The 21,901-nt window shown below is 62.0% G+C and carries 15 protein-coding genes; 10 read left to right on the top strand and 5 right to left on the bottom strand.

Annotation, left to right across the window (positions count from 1 at the left end):
- The first annotated feature begins 157 nt into the window (after positions 1-157).
- The 7 genes from betI to yccS all read left to right on the top strand — a co-directional run bounded on the left by betI (position 158) and on the right by yccS (position 10,394).
- Positions 158-754, top strand: coding sequence for a transcriptional regulator BetI (gene betI / locus NJC38_RS10755; protein WP_253114392.1), 597 nt, complete (start codon positions 158-160; stop codon positions 752-754).
- 355 nt (positions 755-1,109) lie between these two features.
- Complete coding sequence (locus NJC38_RS10750; protein ID WP_253114388.1) at positions 1,110-2,552, top strand: TldD/PmbA family protein; 1,443 nt, start codon at positions 1,110-1,112, stop codon at positions 2,550-2,552.
- The gene (locus NJC38_RS10745; protein ID WP_253114386.1) at positions 2,552-3,877 is read left to right on the top strand and encodes a TldD/PmbA family protein; all 1,326 of its coding nucleotides are present in this window, start codon (positions 2,552-2,554) and stop codon (positions 3,875-3,877) included. The genes NJC38_RS10750 and NJC38_RS10745 overlap by 1 nt, the downstream gene beginning before the upstream one ends.
- Before the next feature lie 7 nt (positions 3,878-3,884).
- Positions 3,885-5,279, top strand: a complete 1,395-nt coding sequence (gene mdtD, locus NJC38_RS10740) for a multidrug transporter subunit MdtD (RefSeq protein WP_253114383.1) — start codon at positions 3,885-3,887, stop codon at positions 5,277-5,279.
- An 87-nt stretch (positions 5,280-5,366) separates the two neighbouring features.
- A complete protein-coding gene (gene dbpA, locus NJC38_RS10735) occupies positions 5,367-6,746 on the top strand; it encodes an ATP-dependent RNA helicase DbpA (protein WP_045486668.1) in 1,380 nt (459 codons plus the stop codon).
- A gap of 161 nt (positions 6,747-6,907) precedes the next feature.
- On the top strand, positions 6,908-8,086 hold the full coding sequence (locus tag NJC38_RS10730) for an NAD(P)/FAD-dependent oxidoreductase (protein ID WP_084709939.1): 1,179 nt from the start codon (positions 6,908-6,910) through the stop codon (positions 8,084-8,086).
- Positions 8,087-8,210: 124 nt separating this feature from the next.
- Positions 8,211-10,394 (top strand): YccS family putative transporter, encoded by a 2,184-nt coding sequence (gene yccS / locus NJC38_RS10725; protein ID WP_045486666.1) that lies wholly within the window; start codon positions 8,211-8,213, stop codon positions 10,392-10,394.
- Positions 10,395-10,561: 167 nt separating this feature from the next.
- Here the strand turns inward: yccS and NJC38_RS10720 are convergent, their stop codons facing one another.
- Positions 10,562-11,299, bottom strand: a complete 738-nt coding sequence (locus NJC38_RS10720) for a transporter substrate-binding domain-containing protein (RefSeq protein WP_253114380.1) — start codon at positions 11,297-11,299, stop codon at positions 10,562-10,564.
- Between the two features lie 233 nt (positions 11,300-11,532).
- On the opposite strand from NJC38_RS10720, the gene NJC38_RS10715 reads away from it, so the two are divergent.
- Positions 11,533-11,991 carry a GNAT family N-acetyltransferase gene (locus NJC38_RS10715; RefSeq protein ID WP_253114370.1) on the top strand — a complete coding sequence of 153 codons (459 nt, stop codon included), beginning with the start codon at positions 11,533-11,535 and terminating at the stop codon, positions 11,989-11,991.
- A 3-nt stretch (positions 11,992-11,994) separates the two neighbouring features.
- On the opposite strand, the gene NJC38_RS10710 is transcribed toward NJC38_RS10715, so the two are convergent.
- From NJC38_RS10710 to NJC38_RS10700, 3 genes are read right to left on the bottom strand one after another with little or no spacing between them, the layout of a single operon-like run.
- Positions 11,995-12,291, bottom strand: a complete 297-nt coding sequence (locus NJC38_RS10710) for a helix-turn-helix domain-containing protein (protein ID WP_253114364.1) — start codon at positions 12,289-12,291, stop codon at positions 11,995-11,997.
- Positions 12,292-12,305: 14 nt separating this feature from the next.
- On the bottom strand, positions 12,306-12,818 hold the full coding sequence (locus NJC38_RS10705; protein WP_045486654.1) for a M48 family metallopeptidase: 513 nt from the start codon (positions 12,816-12,818) through the stop codon (positions 12,306-12,308).
- 43 nt (positions 12,819-12,861) lie between these two features.
- Positions 12,862-14,991: an EAL domain-containing protein gene (locus NJC38_RS10700; RefSeq protein WP_253114362.1), complete on the bottom strand. Its 2,130-nt coding sequence runs from the start codon at positions 14,989-14,991 to the stop codon at positions 12,862-12,864.
- Between the two features lie 320 nt (positions 14,992-15,311).
- Here NJC38_RS10700 and NJC38_RS10695 point away from each other — a divergent pair, with 320 nt between their 5' ends.
- On the top strand, positions 15,312-15,980 hold the full coding sequence (locus NJC38_RS10695; protein WP_045486650.1) for a polysaccharide lyase family 7 protein: 669 nt from the start codon (positions 15,312-15,314) through the stop codon (positions 15,978-15,980).
- Between the two features lie 40 nt (positions 15,981-16,020).
- On the opposite strand, the gene putP is transcribed toward NJC38_RS10695, so the two are convergent.
- Complete coding sequence (gene putP / locus NJC38_RS10690) at positions 16,021-17,511, bottom strand: sodium/proline symporter PutP (protein WP_253114347.1); 1,491 nt, start codon at positions 17,509-17,511, stop codon at positions 16,021-16,023.
- Between the two features lie 435 nt (positions 17,512-17,946).
- On the opposite strand from putP, the gene putA reads away from it, so the two are divergent.
- Positions 17,947-21,897 (top strand): trifunctional transcriptional regulator/proline dehydrogenase/L-glutamate gamma-semialdehyde dehydrogenase, encoded by a 3,951-nt coding sequence (gene putA, locus NJC38_RS10685; protein WP_253114344.1) that lies wholly within the window; start codon positions 17,947-17,949, stop codon positions 21,895-21,897.
- Positions 21,898-21,901 lie beyond the last annotated feature (4 nt).

Raw genomic sequence — 21,901 nt, 5'->3', positions numbered from 1 at the left:
GCTGAGAATGAGTTGCAAATAGCCTGAAATCAGCCGCGAATTCCTCGGAGTTCGCGGCTTTTTTCATATCCCTACTATTTTTAATGATTTATCGACCGGAGAAAAATAACTAGACTGCGGGGCCGTTTCGTCACTGTGAACCAGGAGACCCCGCCCCATGCCCAAGGTCGGTATGCAACCCATCCGTCGCCAACAACTGATCCAGGCCACATTGGCCGCGATTGATCAGGTCGGCATGGGCGACGCCAGCATCGCCTTGATCGCGCGTCTGGCCGGTGTCTCCAACGGCATCATCAGCCACTATTTCAAAGACAAGAATGGCCTGATCGAGGCCACCATGCGCCATCTGATGAACGCTCTGAGCGCCAACACGGCGGCGCGTCGCCAGGCCCTTGTCGACGATAGCCCCAGAGCACACCTGCGGGTCATTGTTGAAGGCAACTTCGACGTCAGCCAGGTCAATGGCCCGGCGATGAAAACCTGGCTGGCGTTCTGGGCCACCAGCATGCACCACACCTCGCTGCATCGCCTGCAACGCATCAACGACCATCGTCTGTACTCCAATCTGTGCTGGCAGTTCCGCCGTGCCCTGCCTGTCGATCAGGCACGCAGCGCCGCCCGCGGCCTGGCAGCCCTGATCGATGGCCTGTGGCTGCGCGGCGCGCTGTCGGGTGATGGGTTCGATACCGAGCAGGCGCAGCGCATCGCGTTTGATTATCTGGATATGCAATTGGGCAAAGTGGCGGGCGCCTGAGCCAGGGCTCAATCTATGTGGTGCTCTTTCGGGTGATGGAGAATCCTTCGCCGCGGTTGTCTGGACTGCGGGCGAACTTCCCTCCGTCCGGCATCAATTCGGGGGCTGGCGCGATGGGCGTCCTGCCCAGCGCGCCTGAAATCAGCATCCATGCTGATTTCTCCCCCGAATCGACGCCTACCCTCGGCCAGCGCCCAAGTCGCGATCGGCGTCGTCTGTGCCATCTCGGCTCGAAGATCAAAAGCAAAGGCAGCGCACCGAGTGTTGTGTAATAGCTAGCAGGCTCGCCTCTGTGGATGGGCCGGGTTAATCTGGCCATATAGAAGCAAAACGCCTTTAACGGAGCCTGCGCCGCATGTTCGACTTCCACGCCATCCTCAAGCAGCGCTTCGCGGCGTTGCGCAGTGAAGCGTCGTTCTTTTCCGTTCGCCACGTACGGCGTACCCATCAATACCTTTCGGTACGCCGCAACGTCGCCCAGCCGTTGTCGCTGGGTCAGGACGAGGGGGCAATGATTACCGTACGCCTGGCGGGCGTGGAAACCTACGCGGCAACCCACGACCTGTCACAACAGGGTTTGCAGGCGGCGCTGGAGCGCGCCGAAGCGCTGGCCCGCCAGTTGGCGCCGCATGCGCTGCTCGACCTCAGCGCACAACCGGTCTCCAGTGCCCAGGCCGATTACCTGTCGCCACATCTGGACCAGGCGTTTCCCGCGCTGGGCGACGCCCTGCAACTGCTGCTCGACGAATCGGCCAGCGTGCCCAAAGACCAGCGTCTGGTCGACTGGCGAGCCAGTCTGGGCCTGGAAACCCTGGAGCAGATCTACCTCAACAGCGCCGGCGCGCAGCTGCGTCAGGCCCAGCGCTTTGTTTATCCGGGCCTGAGCGTCACTGCATGGGACGGCCACGACAGCCAGACCCGCAGCCTGGGCGGCAGCAACTTCGGCCAGCAGGGCGGCGCCGAAATCATCCAGCGTTGCGGCTTGCCCGGCGCAGCCCCACGGGTGGCCGACCAAGCCTTGCAACTGGTGCTGGCGCCCAACACCCCCAGTGGTGCACGGGACCTGCTACTGATGCCCGACCAGATGATTCTGCAGATCCACGAGTCGATCGGTCATCCGCTGGAACTGGACCGCATCCTCGGTGATGAGCGTAATTACGCTGGCACCAGCTTCGTCAAGGCGTCGGATTTCGGCACCCTGCAGTATGGCTCCAGCCTGCTCAACGTGACCTTTGACCCGGAAATACCCGAGCAACTGGCCAGCTACAGCCATGACGACGACGGCACACCGGCCAGCAAGCACTACCTGATTCGCAACGGTCTGCTGGAGCGGCCACTGGGCGGCGCCTTGTCGCAACAGCGCAGTGGCCTGCCGGGGGTGGCCAACAGCCGCGCCTGTAACTGGAACCGCGCGCCCATCGATCGTATGGCCAACCTGAATATCGAGCCGGGCGATCAATCGCTGGACAGCCTGATCGGCGGTATCGAACACGGCATCTTGATGTCCAACAACCGCTCCTGGTCCATCGATGACGCTCGCAACAAATTCCAGTTCGGCTGCGAATGGGGGCAACTGATCGAAAACGGTCAGCTCAAGGGCGTGGTCAAGAACCCCAACTACCGGGCCGTGTCCGCACAGTTTTGGCGCAATCTCAGTGCGGTGGGCGACGCCAGTACTTTCGAGGTGCTGGGCACGCCCAATTGCGGCAAGGGCGAACCCAATCAGGTGGTGCGGGTTGGTCATGCTTCACCGGCCTGCGTATTCAGTGATGTAGATGTATTCGGAGGAGACGCCTGATGGACCGCCAAGCACAATTCGAAGCCCTGGTGGCCGTGCTCAAGGCCGGTTGCGAGAGCGCTGAGCAGTTCACCCTGAGCTATGACGCCGAGGCGTCGGACTTCATCCGTTTCAATCACGGCCAGGTGCGTCAGGCCGGGCACGTGCAACAGGCCAGCGTCAGCCTCAAACTGATCCACGACGGTCGCCATGCCGACCTCAGCCTGACCCTGGCTGACGACCCGACAGAGGACCGTCTGCGTCTGGAACAGGCGCTGCGCCAGTTGCGCGAAACCTTGCCACTGCTACCTGTCGACCCGTACCTGCTGCCCAATACCGAAGCCTGGAGTACCGAGAGCTGGCAAACCACGCCGTTGCCAGAGAGCAGCAGCGTAGTGGCGCAGATCAGCGAAATGGCCCGTGGCCTGGATCTGGTCGGCATCTATGCCGCCGGCCCCATCTACCGCGGCTTTGCCAGTTCCTGGGGCGCCCTGGGCTGGCATCAGGCCAACAGCTTCAACTTCGACTGGAGCCTGTTCCATGCCAACGGCCAGGCGGTAAAAGCCAACTATGCCGGGCTGCATTGGGACAGCGCAGCCTTCGTCCGCCAGTTCGAACAGGCTCGCGAGCAATTGCAGTATCTGGGCCTGCCGGCAATCACCTTGGCGCCCGGACAATACCGCGCCTATCTGGCGCCCGCCGCATTGGACGAAATCATGAGCATGCTGGCCTGGGGTGGCTTCTCGGCACAGGCCATCGCCAGCAAACAAAGCCCGCTGCAACGCCTGTACGACGGCGAGGCGCGCCTCAGCCCACTGGTGAGCCTGGATGAACACGTCAGCGGCTCGCTGTCGCCAGCATTCTCCGGCGAAGGCTACCCGCGCCGCGACCTGGGCCTGATCAGCGCCGGCCAGGCCGGCGAGCGCCTGGTGGACTCCAGTAGCGCCGCCGAATACCAATTGCCTGCCAACGGCGCCAACGGCGGCGAATGGCCCAGCGCGCTGAGCATGGCGGCTGGCGAGCTGGCCCAGGAAGAGATCCTTCAGCAGCTCGGCACCGGCCTGTACATCGGCAACCTCTGGTACCTGAACTTCTCCGACCAGCCCGCTGCGCGCATGACCGGCATGACCCGCTTCGCAACCTTCTGGGTCGAGGACGGTCGGATCAGTGCACCGGTCAATACCATGCGCTTCGACGACAGCGCCTACAGCATGCTGGGCGATCAGCTAGAAGCCCTGACCCGGGAACGCGAGCTGATTCTGTCGACCAGCACCTATGAGCAGCGCCAGACATCCTCGACCCGCTTGCCCGGCGCCTTGATCAAACGCCTGACCCTGACGCTGTAAGGAGCGCATGAGCACATCGACACCTGTTCTGGATGAAAAGACCCTGCGCTGGATGCCGTGGGTGATCGCCATCGCCTTCTTCATGCAAAGCCTGGACGGCACCATTCTCAACACCGCATTGCCGTCCATGGCCCAGTCACTGAAGGAAGACCCACTGCGCATGCAGTCGGTGGTGATCGCCTACATGCTGACCATCGCGCTGCTGATTCCCGCCTCGGGCTGGATCGCTGACCGCTTTGGTATCAGGCGCATCTTCTTCAGCGCGATCCTGTTGTTCAGCATTGGCTCGCTGCTCTGCGCCGTGTCATGGACCCTGGACATGCTGGTCGGGGCGCGGATCATTCAGGGCCTGGGCGGCGCGCTGATGCTACCGATCGGCCGGCTGATCGTGCTGCGTGCCTACCCGCGCTCGGAGCTGGTGCGGATCATGGGCTTCATCACCGTCCCGGCCCTGCTCGGTCCGCTATTGGGACCGACCCTGGGCGGCTGGATGGTCGAGTACATGAGCTGGCACTGGATCTTCCTGCTCAACATTCCGGTGGGCATCCTCGGCTGCTATGCGGTCAAGCATTACATCCCGGACATCCCCGGCGGCGGGCGTACGCGCTTCGATACGGTGGGTTTCCTGTTGTTCGGCGCCGCCATGCTGCTGATCACCGCCGCCATGGAAGGGCTGGGCGAGCTGCATTTGCCACACATGCGGGTGGTGCTGTTGCTGTTTGCCGGCATGGGTTGTCTGGCCGCTTACTGGCTGCGCGCCGGGCACGTCGAGGCACCGCTGTTCTCGCCGACACTGTTTCGCACCCGGACCTTCGCGGTGGGGATCCTCGGCAATCTGTTCGCTCGTCTGGGCAGCGGCGCCCTGCCGTTTCTGATTCCTTTGCTGCTGCAAGTCGCGCTGGGCTATTCGCCGTCCCAGGCCGGGATGAGCATGCTGCCACTGGCGGCCGCAGGAATGTTCGCCAAGACCATCGCGCGCTGGCTGATCGACGCGCTGGGCTACCGGATCATCCTCACCGGCAACACGCTGTTGCTGGGCATACTGCTGGCCAGCCTGGCGCTGGTGGATGCGCAGACCCCGTACTGGGTATTGCTGGTGCATCTGGCGTTGCTCGGGGCGGTCAACTCGCTGCAGTTCACGGCGATGAATACCGTGACCCTGATCGACCTGGACGATGCCAGCGCGGCCAGCGGCAACAGCCTGTTGTCAGTGGTCGCGCAACTGGCCCTGAGCCTGGGTGTGGCCTGCGCAGCCGCACTGCTGGGCGGGTTCAGCAGCGACGTGAGTGGTGGCGAGGCCAACAGCGTGCTGGGTGCGTTCCAGCTGACCTTTCTCAGTGTCGGGGTGATGTCGATGCTGGCGGCGGGGATCTTCCTGCAGCTTCCGGGGCGCAAGGCGTAGGACAGCCCTTCGCGGCTGAAGCCGCTCCTACGCGACCTCGTGATTTGCTACACTGCGCGACATTTTTGTTTTGCAGGTCCTGCCGTCGTGACACAAACCGCTTTCAATACCTTGCCGCTGTCTGCCGCCATGCTGGCCAACCTGGAGTCGCTGGGCTATGCCGAGATGACGCCGATCCAGGCGCAGGGTCTGCCGGTGATTCTCAAGGGTCTGGACCTGATCGCCCAGGCCCAGACCGGCAGCGGCAAGACCGCGGCCTTCGGCATCGGCCTGCTCAAACCGATCAACCCGCGCTTTTTCGGCTGTCAGGCACTGGTCATGTGCCCGACCCGCGAACTCGCCGATCAGGTGGCCAAGGAGATTCGTCGCCTGGCCCGCGCCGAAGACAATATCAAGGTGCTGACCCTGTGTGGCGGCGTACCGTTCGGTCCGCAGATTGGCTCGCTGGAGCACGGCGCACACATCATCGTCGGCACGCCCGGACGCATTCAGCAGCACTTGCGCAAAGGCTCGCTGGTGCTCGACGGCGTCAACACCCTGGTGCTCGATGAAGCCGACCGGATGCTCGACATGGGCTTTATCGAAGCCATTACCGAGATCGTCGAACACACCCCTGAGCGCCGCCAGACCCTGCTGTTCTCGGCGACCTACCCGGCCGGCATCAAGCAACTGGCCGCGCAGTTCATGCGTGAGCCGCAGATCGTCAAGGTCCAGACCCTGCACGCCGACAGCCAGATCCAGCAGATTTTCTACGAGATCGCCCCCGAGCAACGTCTTGAGGCGGTGGTGCGGGTGCTCAATCACTTCCAGCCGGCCTCCTGTGTGGCCTTCTGCTTCACCAAGCAGCAGGTCCAGGAAGTGGTCGACCATCTGACTGCCAAGGGCATGTCGGCCGTGGCGCTGCACGGTGATCTGGAACAACGCGACCGTGATCAGGTGCTGGCGATGTTCGCCAACCGCAGCACCTCGGTGCTGGTGGCCACCGATGTGGCGGCACGCGGCCTGGATATCGATGCGCTGGACATGGTGATCAACGTCGAGCTGGCCCGCGATTCGGAAATCCACGTGCACCGGGTCGGGCGTACCGGCCGCGCAGGCGAAAAAGGCGTGGCTATCAGCCTGGTTGCACCGCCGGAAAGTGCTCGTGCGCGAGCCATCGAATCGCTGCAAAAGACGCCACTGAACTGGCAACAGTACGACGCCCTGACCACCAAGGGCGGCGCACGCCTGCAACCGGCGATGACCACTCTGTGCATTGCCTCGGGCCGCAAGGACAAACTGCGCCCTGGCGACATTCTTGGCGCCCTGACCGGCGACGCGGGCATTGCGGGTAAACAGGTCGGCAAGATCGCGATTTTCGACTTCCAGTCGTATGTCGCCGTTGAGCACGCCGTCGCCCAGCAGGCGCTCGATCGCCTCAACAAAGGCAAAATCAAGGGCAAATCGCTGCGCGTGCGAATCATCTGATCGCACCGCAACCTCTGGCCATCGACTTGTGGGAGGCAGCTCTGCTGGCGACTGCTCACACCCTGTCGCGGGCAGACCGGGGCGCCGGCCGGCCCCTCCCACAAAAGCCGGGACAGGTCTGCTGCAACGGCGTCTGCCCATCTATTCACGAGGATCTTTCGTTGTCCGTTACTGACGTTGTAATCATCGGCGCCGGCGCCGCCGGCCTGATGTGCGCCCTGACTGCCGCAGCTCGCGGACGGCGGGTGATGGTCATCGACCATGCCAATAAACCGGGCAAGAAGATTCTGATGTCCGGTGGCGGGCGCTGCAATTTCACCAACATGTACACCGAGCCCTCCAACTTTCTGTCGCACAACCCGCACTTCTGCAAGTCGGCACTGGCGCGCTACACGCAGTGGGATTTCATCGACATGGTGCTGCGCAACGGCGTGCCATACCACGAGAAAAAGCTCGGCCAGCTGTTTTGCGACAACAAGTCCAGCGACATTCTGGAAATGCTTCTGCATGAATGCCAGCAGGCCGGTGCCAGCCTGCACATGGACACCGCCGTGCAGAAGATCGACAAGACCGACACAGGCTATCGGTTGCAGACCAGCCTCGGACGCCTGGACTGCGCCTCACTGGTCATCGCCACCGGCGGCCTGTCGATTCCGACCCTGGGCGCCACCGGCTTCGGTTATCAGGTCGGTGAGCAGTTCGGCCACACGTTGCTGCCGACCCGTGCCGGCCTGGTGCCATTTACTATCACCGATCAGCTCAAGGCCCTGTGCAGCGAGTTGTCCGGCACCTCCGTCGATTGCCTGGTCAGCTGCAACGATGTCAGCTTTCGCGAAAACATACTGTTCACCCATCGCGGCCTGAGCGGCCCGGCAGTGCTGCAGATTTCCTCGTTCTGGCTACCTGGCGACACGGTACACATCAACCTGCTGCCCGACCGCGATGCCCATGAATGGCTCAAGCAGCAACAAGCCGAACGCCCCAATAGCGAGCTGAAAACCCTGCTGGGCGAGGTGTTCACCAAGAAAATGGCCAACCTGCTGGCCGATCACTGGTTCAGCTCCAGACCGATGAAGCAGTACCCCCACGCCGAGTTGGCCGCGATCGCCGAAAAACTGGCGGACTGGCAAGTGGTGCCGGCCGGCACCGAGGGCTATCGCACGGCGGAAGTGACGCTGGGCGGTATCGACACCCGCGAAGTGTCATCCAAGACCATGGAGTCGCTGAAATCGCCAGGGCTGTACTTCATCGGCGAAGTGCTGGACGTGACCGGCCACTTGGGCGGGTTCAATTTCCAGTGGGCCTGGGCGTCCGGTTACGCGGCAGCGCAGTATGTGTGACACGGTGTCGCAGCCCGGTCGCAACCTAACCAACCGGAATATTTTTTGCTAATGCGGATGTACAGCTTGCCTGCGGCGCTGTAAATATCCATCTGCACTCGCGAAAAAGGCTGTCAGCGCATTCATGGCATCGAAATCCCTGAGTCATACCTTCCGCCGCCTGTGGGCGCAGGACAAGTTTGCCTATAGCATCCGGGTGTTTATCGCCCTGACCGGCAGCATGGCGCTGTGCTGGTATCAGAATGAGATGGGCCTGTTGATTCCGCTGTTTCTGGGAATCATCGCCTGCGCCCTGGCCGAGACCGACGATAACTGGCAGGGCCGGCTCAACGCCCTGGCCGTGACGCTGGTGTGCTTCAGCATCGCCGCGCTGGCCGTCGAGCTGCTGTTTCCCTACCCATGGATCTTTGCCATTGCCCTGGCGCTGGCCAGCTTCTGCCTGACCATGCTCGGCGCCCTTGGCGAGCGCTATGGCGCGATTGCCTACGGCACCTTGATCCTGTCGGTGTACACCATGATCGGCGTCGATCAGCGCGGCGGCGAGGTGCTGGACTTCTGGCACGAACCGATGCTGCTGGTGGCCGGCGCGGCCTGGTACGGTTTGCTGTCGGTGCTCTGGCAGTTGTTGTTCTCCAACCAGCCGGTCCAGCAGGCGCTGGCCCGGCTGTTTCGCGAGCTGGGCCTGTACCTGAAGCTCAAGTCGAGCCTGTTCGAACCGATTCGCGGCCTGGATATCGAGGCCCGGCGCCTGGAGCTGGCGCAGCAGAACGGCAAGGTCGTCGCCGCACTCAATGCCACCAAAGAGATCATCCTGCACCGGGTCGGCAGCAACCGGCCCGGCTCCAAGGTCAGCCGCTACCTGAAGCTGTACTTCATCGCCCAGGACATCCACGAGCGCGCCAGCTCGTCGCACTACCCCTACAACGCGCTGACCGACGCGTTCTTTCACAGCGACGTGCTGTTTCGCTGCCAGCGCCTGCTACGCCAGCAAGGCTCGGCCTGCCAGGCGCTGTCCGAATCGATCCAGATGCGCCAGCCGTTTATCTATGACGCCAACTTTGCCGAGGCCATGGAAGACCTGCGCGCCTCGCTGGAGCACCTGCGCCTGCAAAGCAACCCGGCCTGGCGCAGCCTGCTGCGCTCGCTGCGGGCGCTGGCTGCCAACCTGGAAACCCTGGACCGCCTGATCAGTGACGCCAGCAACCCCGACGCCCTGGCCGATGCCAGCGACAGCAGCCTGCTGGACCGCTCACCGCGCAACCTCAAGGATGTCTGGAACCGCCTGCGCCTGCAGATGACCCCCACCTCATTGCTGTTTCGCCATGCACTGCGCCTGCCCCTGGCGCTGTCGGTCGGCTACGCCATGGTGCATCTGATTCATCCGGCCAACGGCTACTGGATCATCCTGACCACGGTCTTTGTCTGCCAGCCCAGCTATGGCGCCACGCGGATCAAGCTGGGCCAGCGGATCATCGGCACCGCCATTGGCCTGGTCGCGGGATGGGCGCTGTTCGGCCTGGTCACCAGTCCGATCCTGCAATCGATGTGCGCGGTACTGGCCGGCGTGGTGTTCTTCGTCAATCGCACCACCCGCTATACCCTGTCGACCGCCGCCATTACGGTGATGGTGCTGTTCTGCTTCAACCAGGTCGGCGACGGTTACGGGCTGCTGTTGCCACGCCTGTTCGATACCCTGCTCGGCAGCCTGATTGCGGGCCTGGCGGTGTTCCTGTTCCTGCCTGACTGGCAGGGCCGGCGGCTGAACAAGGTGTTGGCCAATACCCTGGCCTGCAACAGCGTCTACCTGCGCCAGATCATGCAGCAATACGCCAAGGGCAAGAGCGACGACCTGGCCTATCGCCTGGCCCGACGTAACGCCCACAACGCCGACGCGGCGCTGTCCACCACGCTGGCCAACATGCTCAAGGAACCTGGGCATTTTCGTAAGGAAGCCGATGTGGGCTTTCGCTTTCTGGTGCTGTCGCACACCTTGCTCAGTTACCTGTCGGGCCTGGGTGCGCACCGCGATACCCAGTTGCCGCCGACGGTCCATGAGCACCTGATCGATGGCGCCGGTGCAACCCTGGCAGCCAGCATCGAAGACATTGCCCGCTGCCTGGCCGAACGTCAGCCGGTCGCCGTACAGAGCGACGCTGAAGAAGCGCTGGCCAATGAGCTTGAGCAAGTCACCGATGAACTGGAAGAAAGCCAGCGTCTGGTACAGACCCAACTGGCGCTGATTTGCCGGCAACTGGCGCCGCTACGCACCTTGGCCGCGCACCTGGTCAAGCAGCCGGAGCCGGCCTGAGAGGATCTCTACAAAATGGCTGCACTCGGCAATACGGCGTTGAAATCGGCCTGGATCGCCAGCCCGGTCAAAATGCTCATGTACTTACTGTACACAGCGCTTTTTCGTTCGATTTCGCCTTGTCTTGCCTTCGTTCGCCTATTTTGTAAACACCCTCTGAGCGCCGATCAGAAGCCGTGCCGGCGCAACAGTTCGTAATAGCTGCCGTCGGCCTTCATCGCGGCAATCGCCGCATCGAAGCGCTCCACGACACGAGCATGATCGGGGCGTTTGAGGCTGACCAGGATGTGCAGGCTGTTTTCACTCAGCGGCTGGGCCAGAAACTCCAGCGCATCACGGACCTCGGGCTCTTCCAGCGCCAGGTGATTGCGGGCGACGTATTCGTCTTCGAGAATCAAATCGATGCGCCCGGCCGCTAGCATCCGCGCCGCGATCGAGAAGTTCTGGACCTGCACCTTGCGCACCTGGGCGTCGGCATCAAACCCCGGCGAATAGGCATAACCGCGTACCACACCGACCTGATAGCGATGCAGCATCGTGGGTGTCCAACTGTCGAACGGTGCGTCCCGGCGCTTGAGAAAACGGACCCGGTTGAGCAGATACTCGCCTGAAAAGTGGCCTATACGCGTGCGCTCTTCGGTGTACCAGGCATTGATCAGGACATCGTAGCGACCCTCGCCAAGCCCGAGTATGGCTCGGGCCCAAGGCACCTGATCGTAACTGGTGACATAACCCGCCCGGGCCAGCGCAGTGCTGACAATATCGGTGGCCAGACCGCCATTGGGCAAATTGACGTCAGTGAATGGCGCCCAAGGGTCAGCCACCAGTCGCAGACGTTCGGCGGCGTTGGCCCCGCTTATCAACAGCAGCCCCGCCACTCCCATGATTCGAATCCATCGCCGCATGCGCGATACCTGAAGGGGCCTGTCGTCCATAACGCTTCCAATCCACTCATCACTGTTCGATGCGACGCCCGCGTCAGCTGTGCAGATGCTACCGATCCACTCACAGTGAAACAGGCAAGCACCCTTTACCCTGCGCCACACAACGCGCCAGACAGCGGGTGGCAGAGGGTTTTATTGGGAATACCGTCCGATGGGTTTAGAATCCTGTTCAGGTTTTTCTCCGAGTCAGCGACATGTCTATCAAATGGATCTGCAAACACCATACCGACTTGAGCATAGAGCAGCTTTATTCGCTGCTGCGCCTGCGTGCCGAGGTGTTCGTCGTCGAGCAGCAGTGTGCCTATCTGGATGTGGACGGCATGGACCTGATCGGTGACACCTGCCATGTGATGGGCTGGCAGGAAGGCCAACTGGTGGCGTATCTGCGCTTGCTGGACCCGATCCAGCAGGGCGGCGATGTGACCATTGGCCGGGTGGTGACGGCGCCTGCGATCCGCAACAAGGGGCTGGGCCATGAGTTGATGGTCCAGGCCCTGGAACAGGCCGAGCGCAAATGGCCGGACCAACCCATTTATCTATCGGCGCAGGCCCATCTGCAGGGCTACTACAGCCGCTATGGTTTCAATGCCGTGGGCGAGGTGTATCTGGAAGACGGTATCGCGCATATCGGCATGCGCCGCGACCTGGAATAACCGCTACGGATAACCCAGCACCCGCTTGATGGCCGCCAGATTGCGCTCGATCCAGCGCGGGTCAATCGCCCCCCAATCATGAATACGATAATCACCGGCCTGGTGCCGGGCACCGTCGCGCTGTTCGAACTCGCAAACGATGTCCAGATCGGCCAGCGCCGCAATCGTGTCCTGCGCGGTACGCCGGGGCATGCCGGTGGCTTCGGTCAGGGCCGGCACGCTGCAAGCCTGGCCACTGTCAATCAGCCAGGCCACGTAAAGGCGCCGGTAGAAGCTGCTTTTGGTCTTGCTCACGTCCATGCCGGGTTCTCGTCTCAGCCGGCCTGCAGATCGCGCCAGGTCAGATAGACGCGCAGGTCGAATTCCAGTTGGTGGTAACCGGGCAGCATGTGCTCACAAAGCTTGTAGAACGCCTTGTTGTGCTCGGACTCTTTGAAGTGCGCCAACTCATGGACCACGATCATGTCCAGAAACTGAGGGGCCGCTTCCTTGAACAGCGAGGCTACGCGGATTTCCTTCTTGGCCTTGAGCTTGCCGCCCTGCACCCGTGACACCGTGGTATGCAGGCCCAGCGCCCGATGGGTCAGGTCCAGACGGTTGTCGAACAGCACCTTGTCGATCGGCGGGGCATTGCGCAGGTGCTGGTTTTTCAGCTCCAGCGCATAGGCATACAGCGCTTTGTCGCTCTGAATAGCGTGCCGGCCTGGATAGCGCTGCTGCAGGTAGTCGCCCAACTGCTGTCGGGCAATCATCTGACGCACCTGATCCTGCAGGGTCGCAGGGTAGGCTTGCAGGTACTTGAGTGGCGGCTGAGGACTGCTGGTCATCACAAAATAGCGGTAGCGGATCGAGCGCTGCAGTCTACACCACTCAACGCACGCGCAACGCAGCAAGGCTCGTCTGACGGGGCAACTGACCAGCCTGTTCGACGCCCATCGGCGCACCCAGCAACGGGCCTTGCACCAATTGGCAGCCGTTTTCGCTCAGCCAGTGCAGTTGCGCCTGGGTCGTGACACCGTCGGCCATGACCAGAATGCCAAGGTTGCGCGCCAGCTCGATGATGCTGTGTGCCATTGCCGCGTCTCGCGGCGAGTCCAGCAAGGTGGCGATAAAGTGCCGGTCGAGCTTGAGGGTGTCGAGTTCCAGATTGCGCAGGTGCAACAGCGAACAGTCGCCCACCCCAAAATCGTCCAGAGCCACGCGCACGCCAATATCATGTAACTGGCCCAATTGCTTGCGGCTGTGGGCGAGGTTATGCAGCAGCGAGCGCTCGCAGATTTCCACTTCGATCTGCCCGGCATTGATCCCGTGGCGCTGCATCGCCGCCTGCAGCTGCGCCGCCAGGTTGGGCAGACAGAACTGCGCGGGGCCGATGCTGACACTCACCACCAGATCAGCGTCGAACAGCGGGCCCCAGGCGCGGCGCTGCTCGGCACTCTGATCGAACATCCAGTCACCGAGACGGTTGATCAGCCGGGTTTCCTCCAGCAATGGCATGAACAGATCCCGTGGCACGTCGCCAACCACCGGATGCTGCCAGTGCAGAATGGATTCAAACCCTCGTAAACGACCGTCCGCGACATGCACCTGCGGCTGATAAAGCACCGAGAACTGGCGGTCTTCGATAGCGTTACGCACACTTTCTTCAAGCATGAGCCGCGACCGGGCACGGCCATTCATGTTCTGGTCGTAGAAACGGTATTGCTGGCGCCCGGCACGCTTGGCTTCATACATGGCGGTATCGGCCACCCGCAGCAACTCATCAAGGTTACTGCCACAGGCCGGATGGGTCGCGATCCCGATGCTCACCCCCAGCGTGGCGTCGATACCATCGACATGCCGACGCACCGATACCCGTTCGATGAGTTTTTCCGCGACCTTGGCTGCCTGTTCGGGGTGTTCCAGACCTTCTATTACTACAGCGAATTCGTCACCACCAATGCGCGCCAGCACATCGTAAGGACGCATGCACTCACGCAGCTGCCCGGCCACCCAAAGCAATACCTGATCGCCGGCCTGATGGCCGAGCGAGTCGTTGATACGCTTGAACCCATCAAGATCCAGGTACAACACGGCCAGGCAACGATGCGTCCGTTCGTTACGCTGCAACATGTTCTCCACAGCCTTGTAAAGGCCGCGGCGGTTGAGCAACCCGGTCAGCGCATCAGTGACCGCCTGTTGCTCCAGTTGCCGGTACAGGTCGCGCTCTACCGACATGTCGAGAACGCTCAGCACCATGCCGGCCTGCTCGGAGGGCAGCGGCGCACACGAGAACGTCACCGGCAGATGGCCGCCAGTGCGGGTCAGCAGGGTTGCATCGTGCACCCGCCAGGTTTCGTTGCGGCGGTAGTAGGTATGAAAACCCGACTCCAGCCAATGCCCGGACTGCGGCTCGCAGACATGGTCGAGCAATGAAGAGCCACTAAGTTGCTGCTCGCTGGCATCGAGCAAACGGCAGATTGCCGGATTGACGAAGCGAATCACCCCGGCTTCGTCAACCACCACGATGCCTTCTGCCACGTTGGACAGCACCGACTCGTTGAATGCCCGGGCGGCGTCCAGTTCATGGGTCAGCTTTTGCAAGGCGCGACGATTGCGCTGCTGCTCCAGCAGCGCCTGAACCTTGGGCTTGAGGACATTGGGGTCAAACGGCTTGAACAGATAATCGGTGGCGCCGCTGGCATAGCCCTTGTGTACGGCTTCCTGGGATTGTTCGTTGGCGGTCAGGAAAATGATCGGGGTCAGACGGGTTCGCTGGCTGCCACGCATCAGCCGCGCCACCTCGAAGCCGTCCATGCCGGGCATCTGCACATCCAGCAGCACCAGATCAACTTCGCGCTCAAGCAATACATTCAGTGCTTCGAACCCTGAACTGGCTGTCACGATGCACCAGTCGGCGCGTTGCAGCACCGCGCGCATTGTCACGAGGTTTTCAGGATAGTCATCGACGACCAATAAGACCGAAGCGCTATCATTGGAATTATCTTGAGCGCGTTCCATGCAACTTCTCTTTTCGAATCTCTTGGTCCCAATACCCGACGCCAGCTGGCAGTCGGCAAAGTGACTTCACTGTAGACCGGTCTCGGCAAAAGGGTAAGCAAGCAAGCGGATTGCCATTACAAAAGTCATTTCCAGCCGACTAACGGTATATCCGCCGAAGCCCTCTAGACTCGTGCTTCACAGACCCGTTGCCAGCAGATTGATTCCATTTTTCATTCCAATTAGCGATTAACAACCAAGGTATATATCCGTATAAAAACGCTGCGCGTCTCCTGAGTAATTTTTTCCGGGAGATAACAACAACTTGCGGAATAACCCGGATGATCGATCTCGGTTCATGGAACCTCAGCATACCGGTGGGTTCGCCCCCCAAAACTGTCGAAACCTCAGAACTCAAACGCGGTTACGACGGTAAATACTTCGAGTCCCACAGCGAACATATCTTCTTCTGGTCGCCAGTGACCGGCACCAAGACCGCCAATGCCAAGTTCCCGCGCAGTGAACTGCGTGAAACCTGGTCCGATGGCACCCCGCACAACTGGCTATTTCCCCAGGCGGACAACTATCTGCGCGCGACCCTGACCGTCAATCAGGTTCCTTCCAGCGGCAAGATCGTGATCGGCCAGATCCACGCCAAGGACAGCACCCGACCGATGCTCAAGGTCGAATACCAGTACAAGGAACGGCTGCAGACCGGTGCGATCGTCGCCAAGGTGCGTCAGCGCTTCGACGACAAAACCGCGCGGGTGATCCGCGTAGCCGAAGGTGTCGAACTCAATGAACGCTTCAAGTACATCATCCACCTCAGCCGTGGCGGTGAACTGAGCGTCAGCGCTCGGGACATGAACTGGAAAACTGACATCGGCGCCAGTTGGCGCGACAAGCCGCTGTACTTCAAGGCCGGTGTCTATACCCAGGACAACACCGGCTACACCTCAGAAGGCGGCAAGGCGACCTTTTACAAACTGGATATCGACCATAACAAATGAAAACGGCCCGCATCGGCGGGCCGTTTCATTGACGCAAGGTTTAGCGAACAGCCTCTTTATAGGCCTTGTCGGCCGCTTCGAAGCGCTCGCGCATGGCCGCCGAAGGTTTCTCGCCGAGCAGGCTGAACAGCACAATGGCAATGCTCGCAAAGATGAAGCCCGGCACAATTTCGTACAGGCCAAAGGTGGTGAACTGCTTCCACAACACCACTGTGACGGCACCGACCACTACCCCCGCCAGCGCCCCGTTACGGGTCATGCCTTTCCACAGCAGCGAAAACAGTACCACCGGGCCGAACGCGGCACCGAACCCGGCCCAGGCGTAGCTGACCAGACCCAATACCCGGTTGTTCGGGTCGGCTGCCAGCATGATGGCGATCACTGCCACCAGCAGCACCATCGCACGCCCCACCCAGACCAGTTCGCGCTGACTCGCGCCCTTGCGCAGGTAGGCTTTGTAGAAGTCCTCGGTCAGTGCGCTGGAACACACCAGCAACTGGCAACTCAGGGTACTCATGACCGCCGCCAGAATGGCCGACAGCAGCACACCGGCCACCCACGGGTTGAACAGCAGCTTGGAGGATTCGATGAAGATCCGCTCCGGGTTCTCGGTCACGGGACCGGCCACATCCGGGTTGGCCGCAAAGTAAGCGATACCGAAGAAGCCCACCGCCACTGCGCCGCCCAGGCACAGGATCATCCAGGTCATGGAAATACGCCGGGCATTGGCAATCGATCTGGCCGAATCGGCGGCCATGAAGCGCGCCAGGATGTGCGGCTGGCCGAAATAACCCAGCCCCCAGGCCAGCAGCGAAACCACACCGATGAACGTGGTGCCCTTGAGCATGTCGAAGCTGCCCGGAATCTGCGCTTCAATGGCCAGGAACGCCGGATCGACGCCGCCAGTGGCCAGCACCACGAAGATCGGCGTAAGGATCAGGGCGAAGATCATCAGCGAAGCCTGCACCGTGTCAGTCCAGCTCACCGCCAGGAAGCCACCGACGAAGGTGTAAGCGATGGTCGCGGCAGCGCCGGCCCACAGCGCTGTCTCATAGGACATGCCGAAGGTGCTTTCGAACAGCCGCGCACCGGCGACGATGCCGGAAGCACAGTAGATGGTGAAGAAGATCAGGATCACGATGGCCGAGATGATCCGCAACAGGCCGCTACGGTCTTCGAAACGGCTGGTGAAGTAATCCGGCAGGGTCAGCGCATCACCGTTGAACTCGGTCTGCACCCGCAGACGACCGGCGACGAACAGCCAGTTCAGGTAGGCACCTACGATCAGGCCAATGGCAATCCAGCTTTCCGACAGCCCCGACATGTAGATGGCGCCGGGCAAGCCCATCAGCAACCAGCCGCTCATGTCCGAAGCGCCGGCCGACAATGCCGTGACCACGCTGCCCAGGCTGCGTCCGCCAAGGATGTAGTCGGAAAGGTTATTGGTGGACCGATAGGCCCAGAAGCCGATCAGGACCATTGCTGCGATGTAGATCACGAATGTGATCAGAGTGGGGTTGGTAAGACTCATATGTTCTGCCTTGGCGTTGTTGTTATACAGCGTCTGGCCCAAGGCTGGGCGGTTGACCCCGGAAGGTCAGACTCAGCACCTGGCACCCGACACATCGCTGACGCGAGCCCGCAAGAAAGCGCTACGGTTGCACCGCAAGACCGGCATCCTAGACAACATACGCAAAACGGTGCAACCGATTTACCAACAAAGTTGCACCCTGCTGGGCGCCCGTTTGCAAAATACGCTACGCACCAAGACAGGGCAACTGGCCGTCGGCAACACCGCGAGGGCTCTGCCATCAGGCTTTGAACTCGCGCTTGAAGCACCAACAAGAGACGGCACATGAAAGCCTGGAAATTTTAGGTTGCACCTGGTTGCACCTTGGCGCACTCACAGCTAATCTGCGGCAAAAACCGGACGCCATTGCCCTGATGGCGCTTACGAGGATAAGACATGGCCACCACCACCTTGGGCGTCAAGCTCGACGACCAGACCCGCGACCGTCTGAAAACCGCTGCGCAGACCATTGATCGCACCCCGCATTGGGTGATCAAGCAGGCGATTTTCAATTACCTCGAAAAGCTCGAGAGTGGCGCAACCCTGTCGGAACTCAATGGCCAGGACAAAGACGGTGACGAGCGCGTCGATGCGCCCGCCGACACTGGCTATCAGCCATTCCTCGAATTTGCCGAAAGCATCCTGCCGCAGTCGGTGCTGCGCGCCGCCATCACCTCGGCGTACCGCCGCCCTGAACAGGAAGTGGTGCCGATGCTGCTGGAGCAGGCCCGCCTGCCCGCGCCGCTGGCCGACGCCACGCACAAACTGGCGGCCGGGATTGCCGACAAACTGCGCCACCAGAAGAGCGCCGGCGGCCGGGCCGGGATTGTCCAGGGCTTGCTACAGGAGTTTTCCCTGTCGTCCCAGGAAGGCGTGGCACTGATGTGCCTGGCCGAAGCCCTGCTGCGCATCCCGGACAAAGGCACCCGTGACGCGCTGATCCGCGACAAGATCAGCACCGGTAACTGGCAACCGCACCTGGGCAACAGCCCCTCGCTGTTCGTCAACGCGGCCACCTGGGGCCTGCTGCTGACCGGCAAACTCGTTTCGACCCACAACGAAACCGGCCTCACCTCCTCCCTGAGCCGGATCATCGGCAAGAGCGGCGAGCCGATGATCCGCAAGGGTGTCGACATGGCCATGCGCCTGATGGGCGAACAGTTCGTCACCGGCGAGACCATCGGCGAAGCCCTGGCCAACGCCAGCAAGTTCGAGAGCAAGGGCTTCCGCTATTCCTACGACATGCTCGGCGAAGCCGCGCTGACCGAGCACGACGCGCAGAAGTACCTGGCCTCCTACGAGCAGGCGATCCATTCGATCGGTAAAGCGTCCCATGGCCGTGGCATCTACGAAGGTCCGGGCATCTCGATCAAGCTGTCGGCCCTGCACCCGCGCTACAGCCGCGCCCAGTACGAGCGCGTCATGGAAGAGCTGTACCCACGCCTGCTGGCGCTGACCCTGCTGGCCAAGCAATACGACATCGGCCTGAACATCGATGCCGAGGAAGCCGACCGCCTGGAGCTGTCGCTGGACCTGCTTGAGCGCCTGTGCTTCGAGCCGCAACTGGCTGGCTGGAACGGCATCGGCTTCGTGATCCAGGCCTATCAGAAGCGCTGTCCGTATGTGATCGACTACGTGATCGACCTGGCGCGCCGCAGCCGCCACCGCCTGATGATCCGCCTGGTCAAAGGTGCCTACTGGGACAGCGAGATCAAACGCGCCCAGCTCGATGGCCTGGAAGGCTACCCGGTGTATACCCGCAAGGTGTACACCGACGTTTCTTACATTGCCTGCGCACGCAAACTGCTGGCCGCCCCGGAAGTCATCTATCCACAGTTCGCCACCCACAACGCTCATACCCTGGCAGCGATCTACCATATTGCCGGGCAGAACTATTACCCCGGCCAGTACGAATTCCAGTGCCTGCATGGCATGGGTGAGCCGCTCTACGAGCAAGTGGTGGGCAAGGTTGCCGATGGCAAGCTGAACCGTCCGTGCCGGGTGTACGCCCCGGTTGGCACCCATGAAACCTTGCTGGCCTATCTGGTTCGTCGCCTGTTGGAAAACGGCGCCAATACCTCATTCGTCAACCGCATCGCCGACCAGTCGATTTCGATCCAGGAACTGGTCGCCGACCCGGTCAGCAGCATCGAACGCATGGCCACCCAGGAAGGCCAGTGCGGCCTGCCGCACCCGCGCATCCCTCTGCCGCGTGAGCTGTATGGCCTTGAGCGGGCCAACTCCAGCGGGATCGACATGGCCAACGAACACCGTCTGGCGTCGTTGTCCTGCGCCCTGCTGGCCAGCGCCAACCATGCCTGGAAAGCTGCGCCCCTGTTGGGCTGCGCGTCCAGTACAGAGCCTGCGCAAGCGGTGCTCAATCCGGCCGACCACCGCGATGTAGTGGGCCAGGTGCAAGAAGCCACCGTGGCTGACGTCAACAATGCCATCCAGTGCGCCATGAGCGCAGGTCCCATCTGGCAGGCCACCCCGCCCGCCGAACGCGCAGCCATTCTGGAGCGCGCCGCCGACCTGATGGAAAGCGAAATCCAGCCACTGATGGGCTTACTGGTCCGTGAAGCGGGCAAGACCTACCTCAACGCCATCGCCGAAGTGCGCGAGGCGGTGGATTTTCTGCGTTACTACGCGGTGCAGGCGCGCAGCGAGTTCAACAACGACGCCCACCGTCCGCTGGGCCCGGTGGTGTGCATCAGCCCTTGGAACTTCCCGCTGGCGATCTTCAGCGGCCAGGTCGCGGCAGCGCTGGCCGCCGGTAACCCGGTACTGGCCAAGCCTGCTGAACAGACCCCGCTGGTCGCGGCCCAGGCCGTGCGCATCCTGCTCGAAGCCGGCATTCCTGAAGGGGTGCTGCAACTGCTGCCGGGCCGCGGCGAAACCGTCGGTGCCGGGCTGGTCGGTGATGAGCGGGTCAAAGGCGTGATGTTCACCGGCTCGACGGAAGTGGCGCGCCTGCTGCAGCGCAACGTCGCCGGGCGCCTCGACAGCCAGGGCCGACCGATTCCGCTGATCGCCGAGACTGGCGGCCAGAACGCCATGATCGTCGACTCGTCGGCGCTTACCGAGCAAGTGGTCATCGACGTGGTCTCGTCGGCGTTCGACAGCGCCGGTCAGCGCTGCTCGGCGCTGCGCGTGCTGTGCCTGCAGGAAGACTCTGCCGACCGCGTGATCGAGATGCTCAAGGGCGCCATGGCCGAAAGCCGGCTGGGCAACCCCGAGCGCCTGAACGTCGACATCGGCCCGGTGATCGACGCCGAAGCCAAGGCCGGTATCGAGAAGCACATCCAGGCCATGCGCGACAAAGGCCGCAGTGTGTACCAGATGGCGCTGGCCGATACCCCGCAGGTCAAGCGCGGCACCTTCGTGATGCCGACTCTGATCGAACTGGAAAGCTTCGATGAACTGCAACGCGAGATCTTCGGTCCGGTGCTGCACGTGGTGCGCTATGCCCGCAAAGACCTGGATGCATTGATCGGGCAGATCAACGCATCGGGCTACGGCCTCACCCTGGGTGTGCATACCCGTATCGACGAGACCATTGCCAAGGTCATCGACAAGGCTCACGCCGGTAACCTGTACGTCAACCGCAACATCGTCGGCGCGGTGGTCGGTGTCCAGCCGTTCGGTGGCGAGGGGCTGTCGGGGACCGGCCCGAAAGCAGGTGGCCCGCTGTACCTGTACCGCCTGCTGAGCACTCGTCCACAGGATGCGATCGCCAATTCCTTCACCGCAACCGATGCCCGTGTAGCACCGGACACCCGCCTGCGCGAAGCGCTGCTCAAACCGCTGGAAGCCTTCAAGGCCTGGGCGGCCAGCCAGCAGCGCAGCGAATTGGTCAGCCTTTGTGAACAATATGCCGGGCAATCGCAAAGCGGCGTGAGCCGCCTGCTGGCCGGGCCGACCGGCGAGCGCAACAGCTACACCATCCTGCCGCGTGACCAGGTACTGTGCCTGGCCGAAGACGAAGGCGACCTGCTTGCGCAGATCGCCGCCGTTCTGGCAGTGGGCAGCAAAGCCGTACTGATCGATGGCGAACCGGCACGTTCGGTGCGCAACCGCTTGCCACGCGAAGTGCAGGCACGCCTGCAACTGGTGGCGGACTGGAACAGTGAGCAGGTGGTGTTCGATGCCGTGCTGCACCATGGCGACAGCGATCAGTTGCGCGCCCTGTGCAAGCAGGTCGCGCAACGCGGCGGCGCTATCGTCGGCGTACAGGGCCTGCCCTATGGCGAAACCGGCATTGCGCTGGAGCGTCTGGTGATCGAGCGAGCCCTGAGCGTCAACACCGCGGCGGCAGGCGGTAACGCCAGCCTGATGACCATCGGCTGACAGC

Source organism: Pseudomonas sp. 21LCFQ010, from assembly GCF_024129905.1.
Classification (GTDB): domain Bacteria; phylum Pseudomonadota; class Gammaproteobacteria; order Pseudomonadales; family Pseudomonadaceae; genus Aquipseudomonas.
Note: the sequence above shows the minus strand (reverse complement) of the source record. Positions and strands in the feature narration are given on the sequence as shown.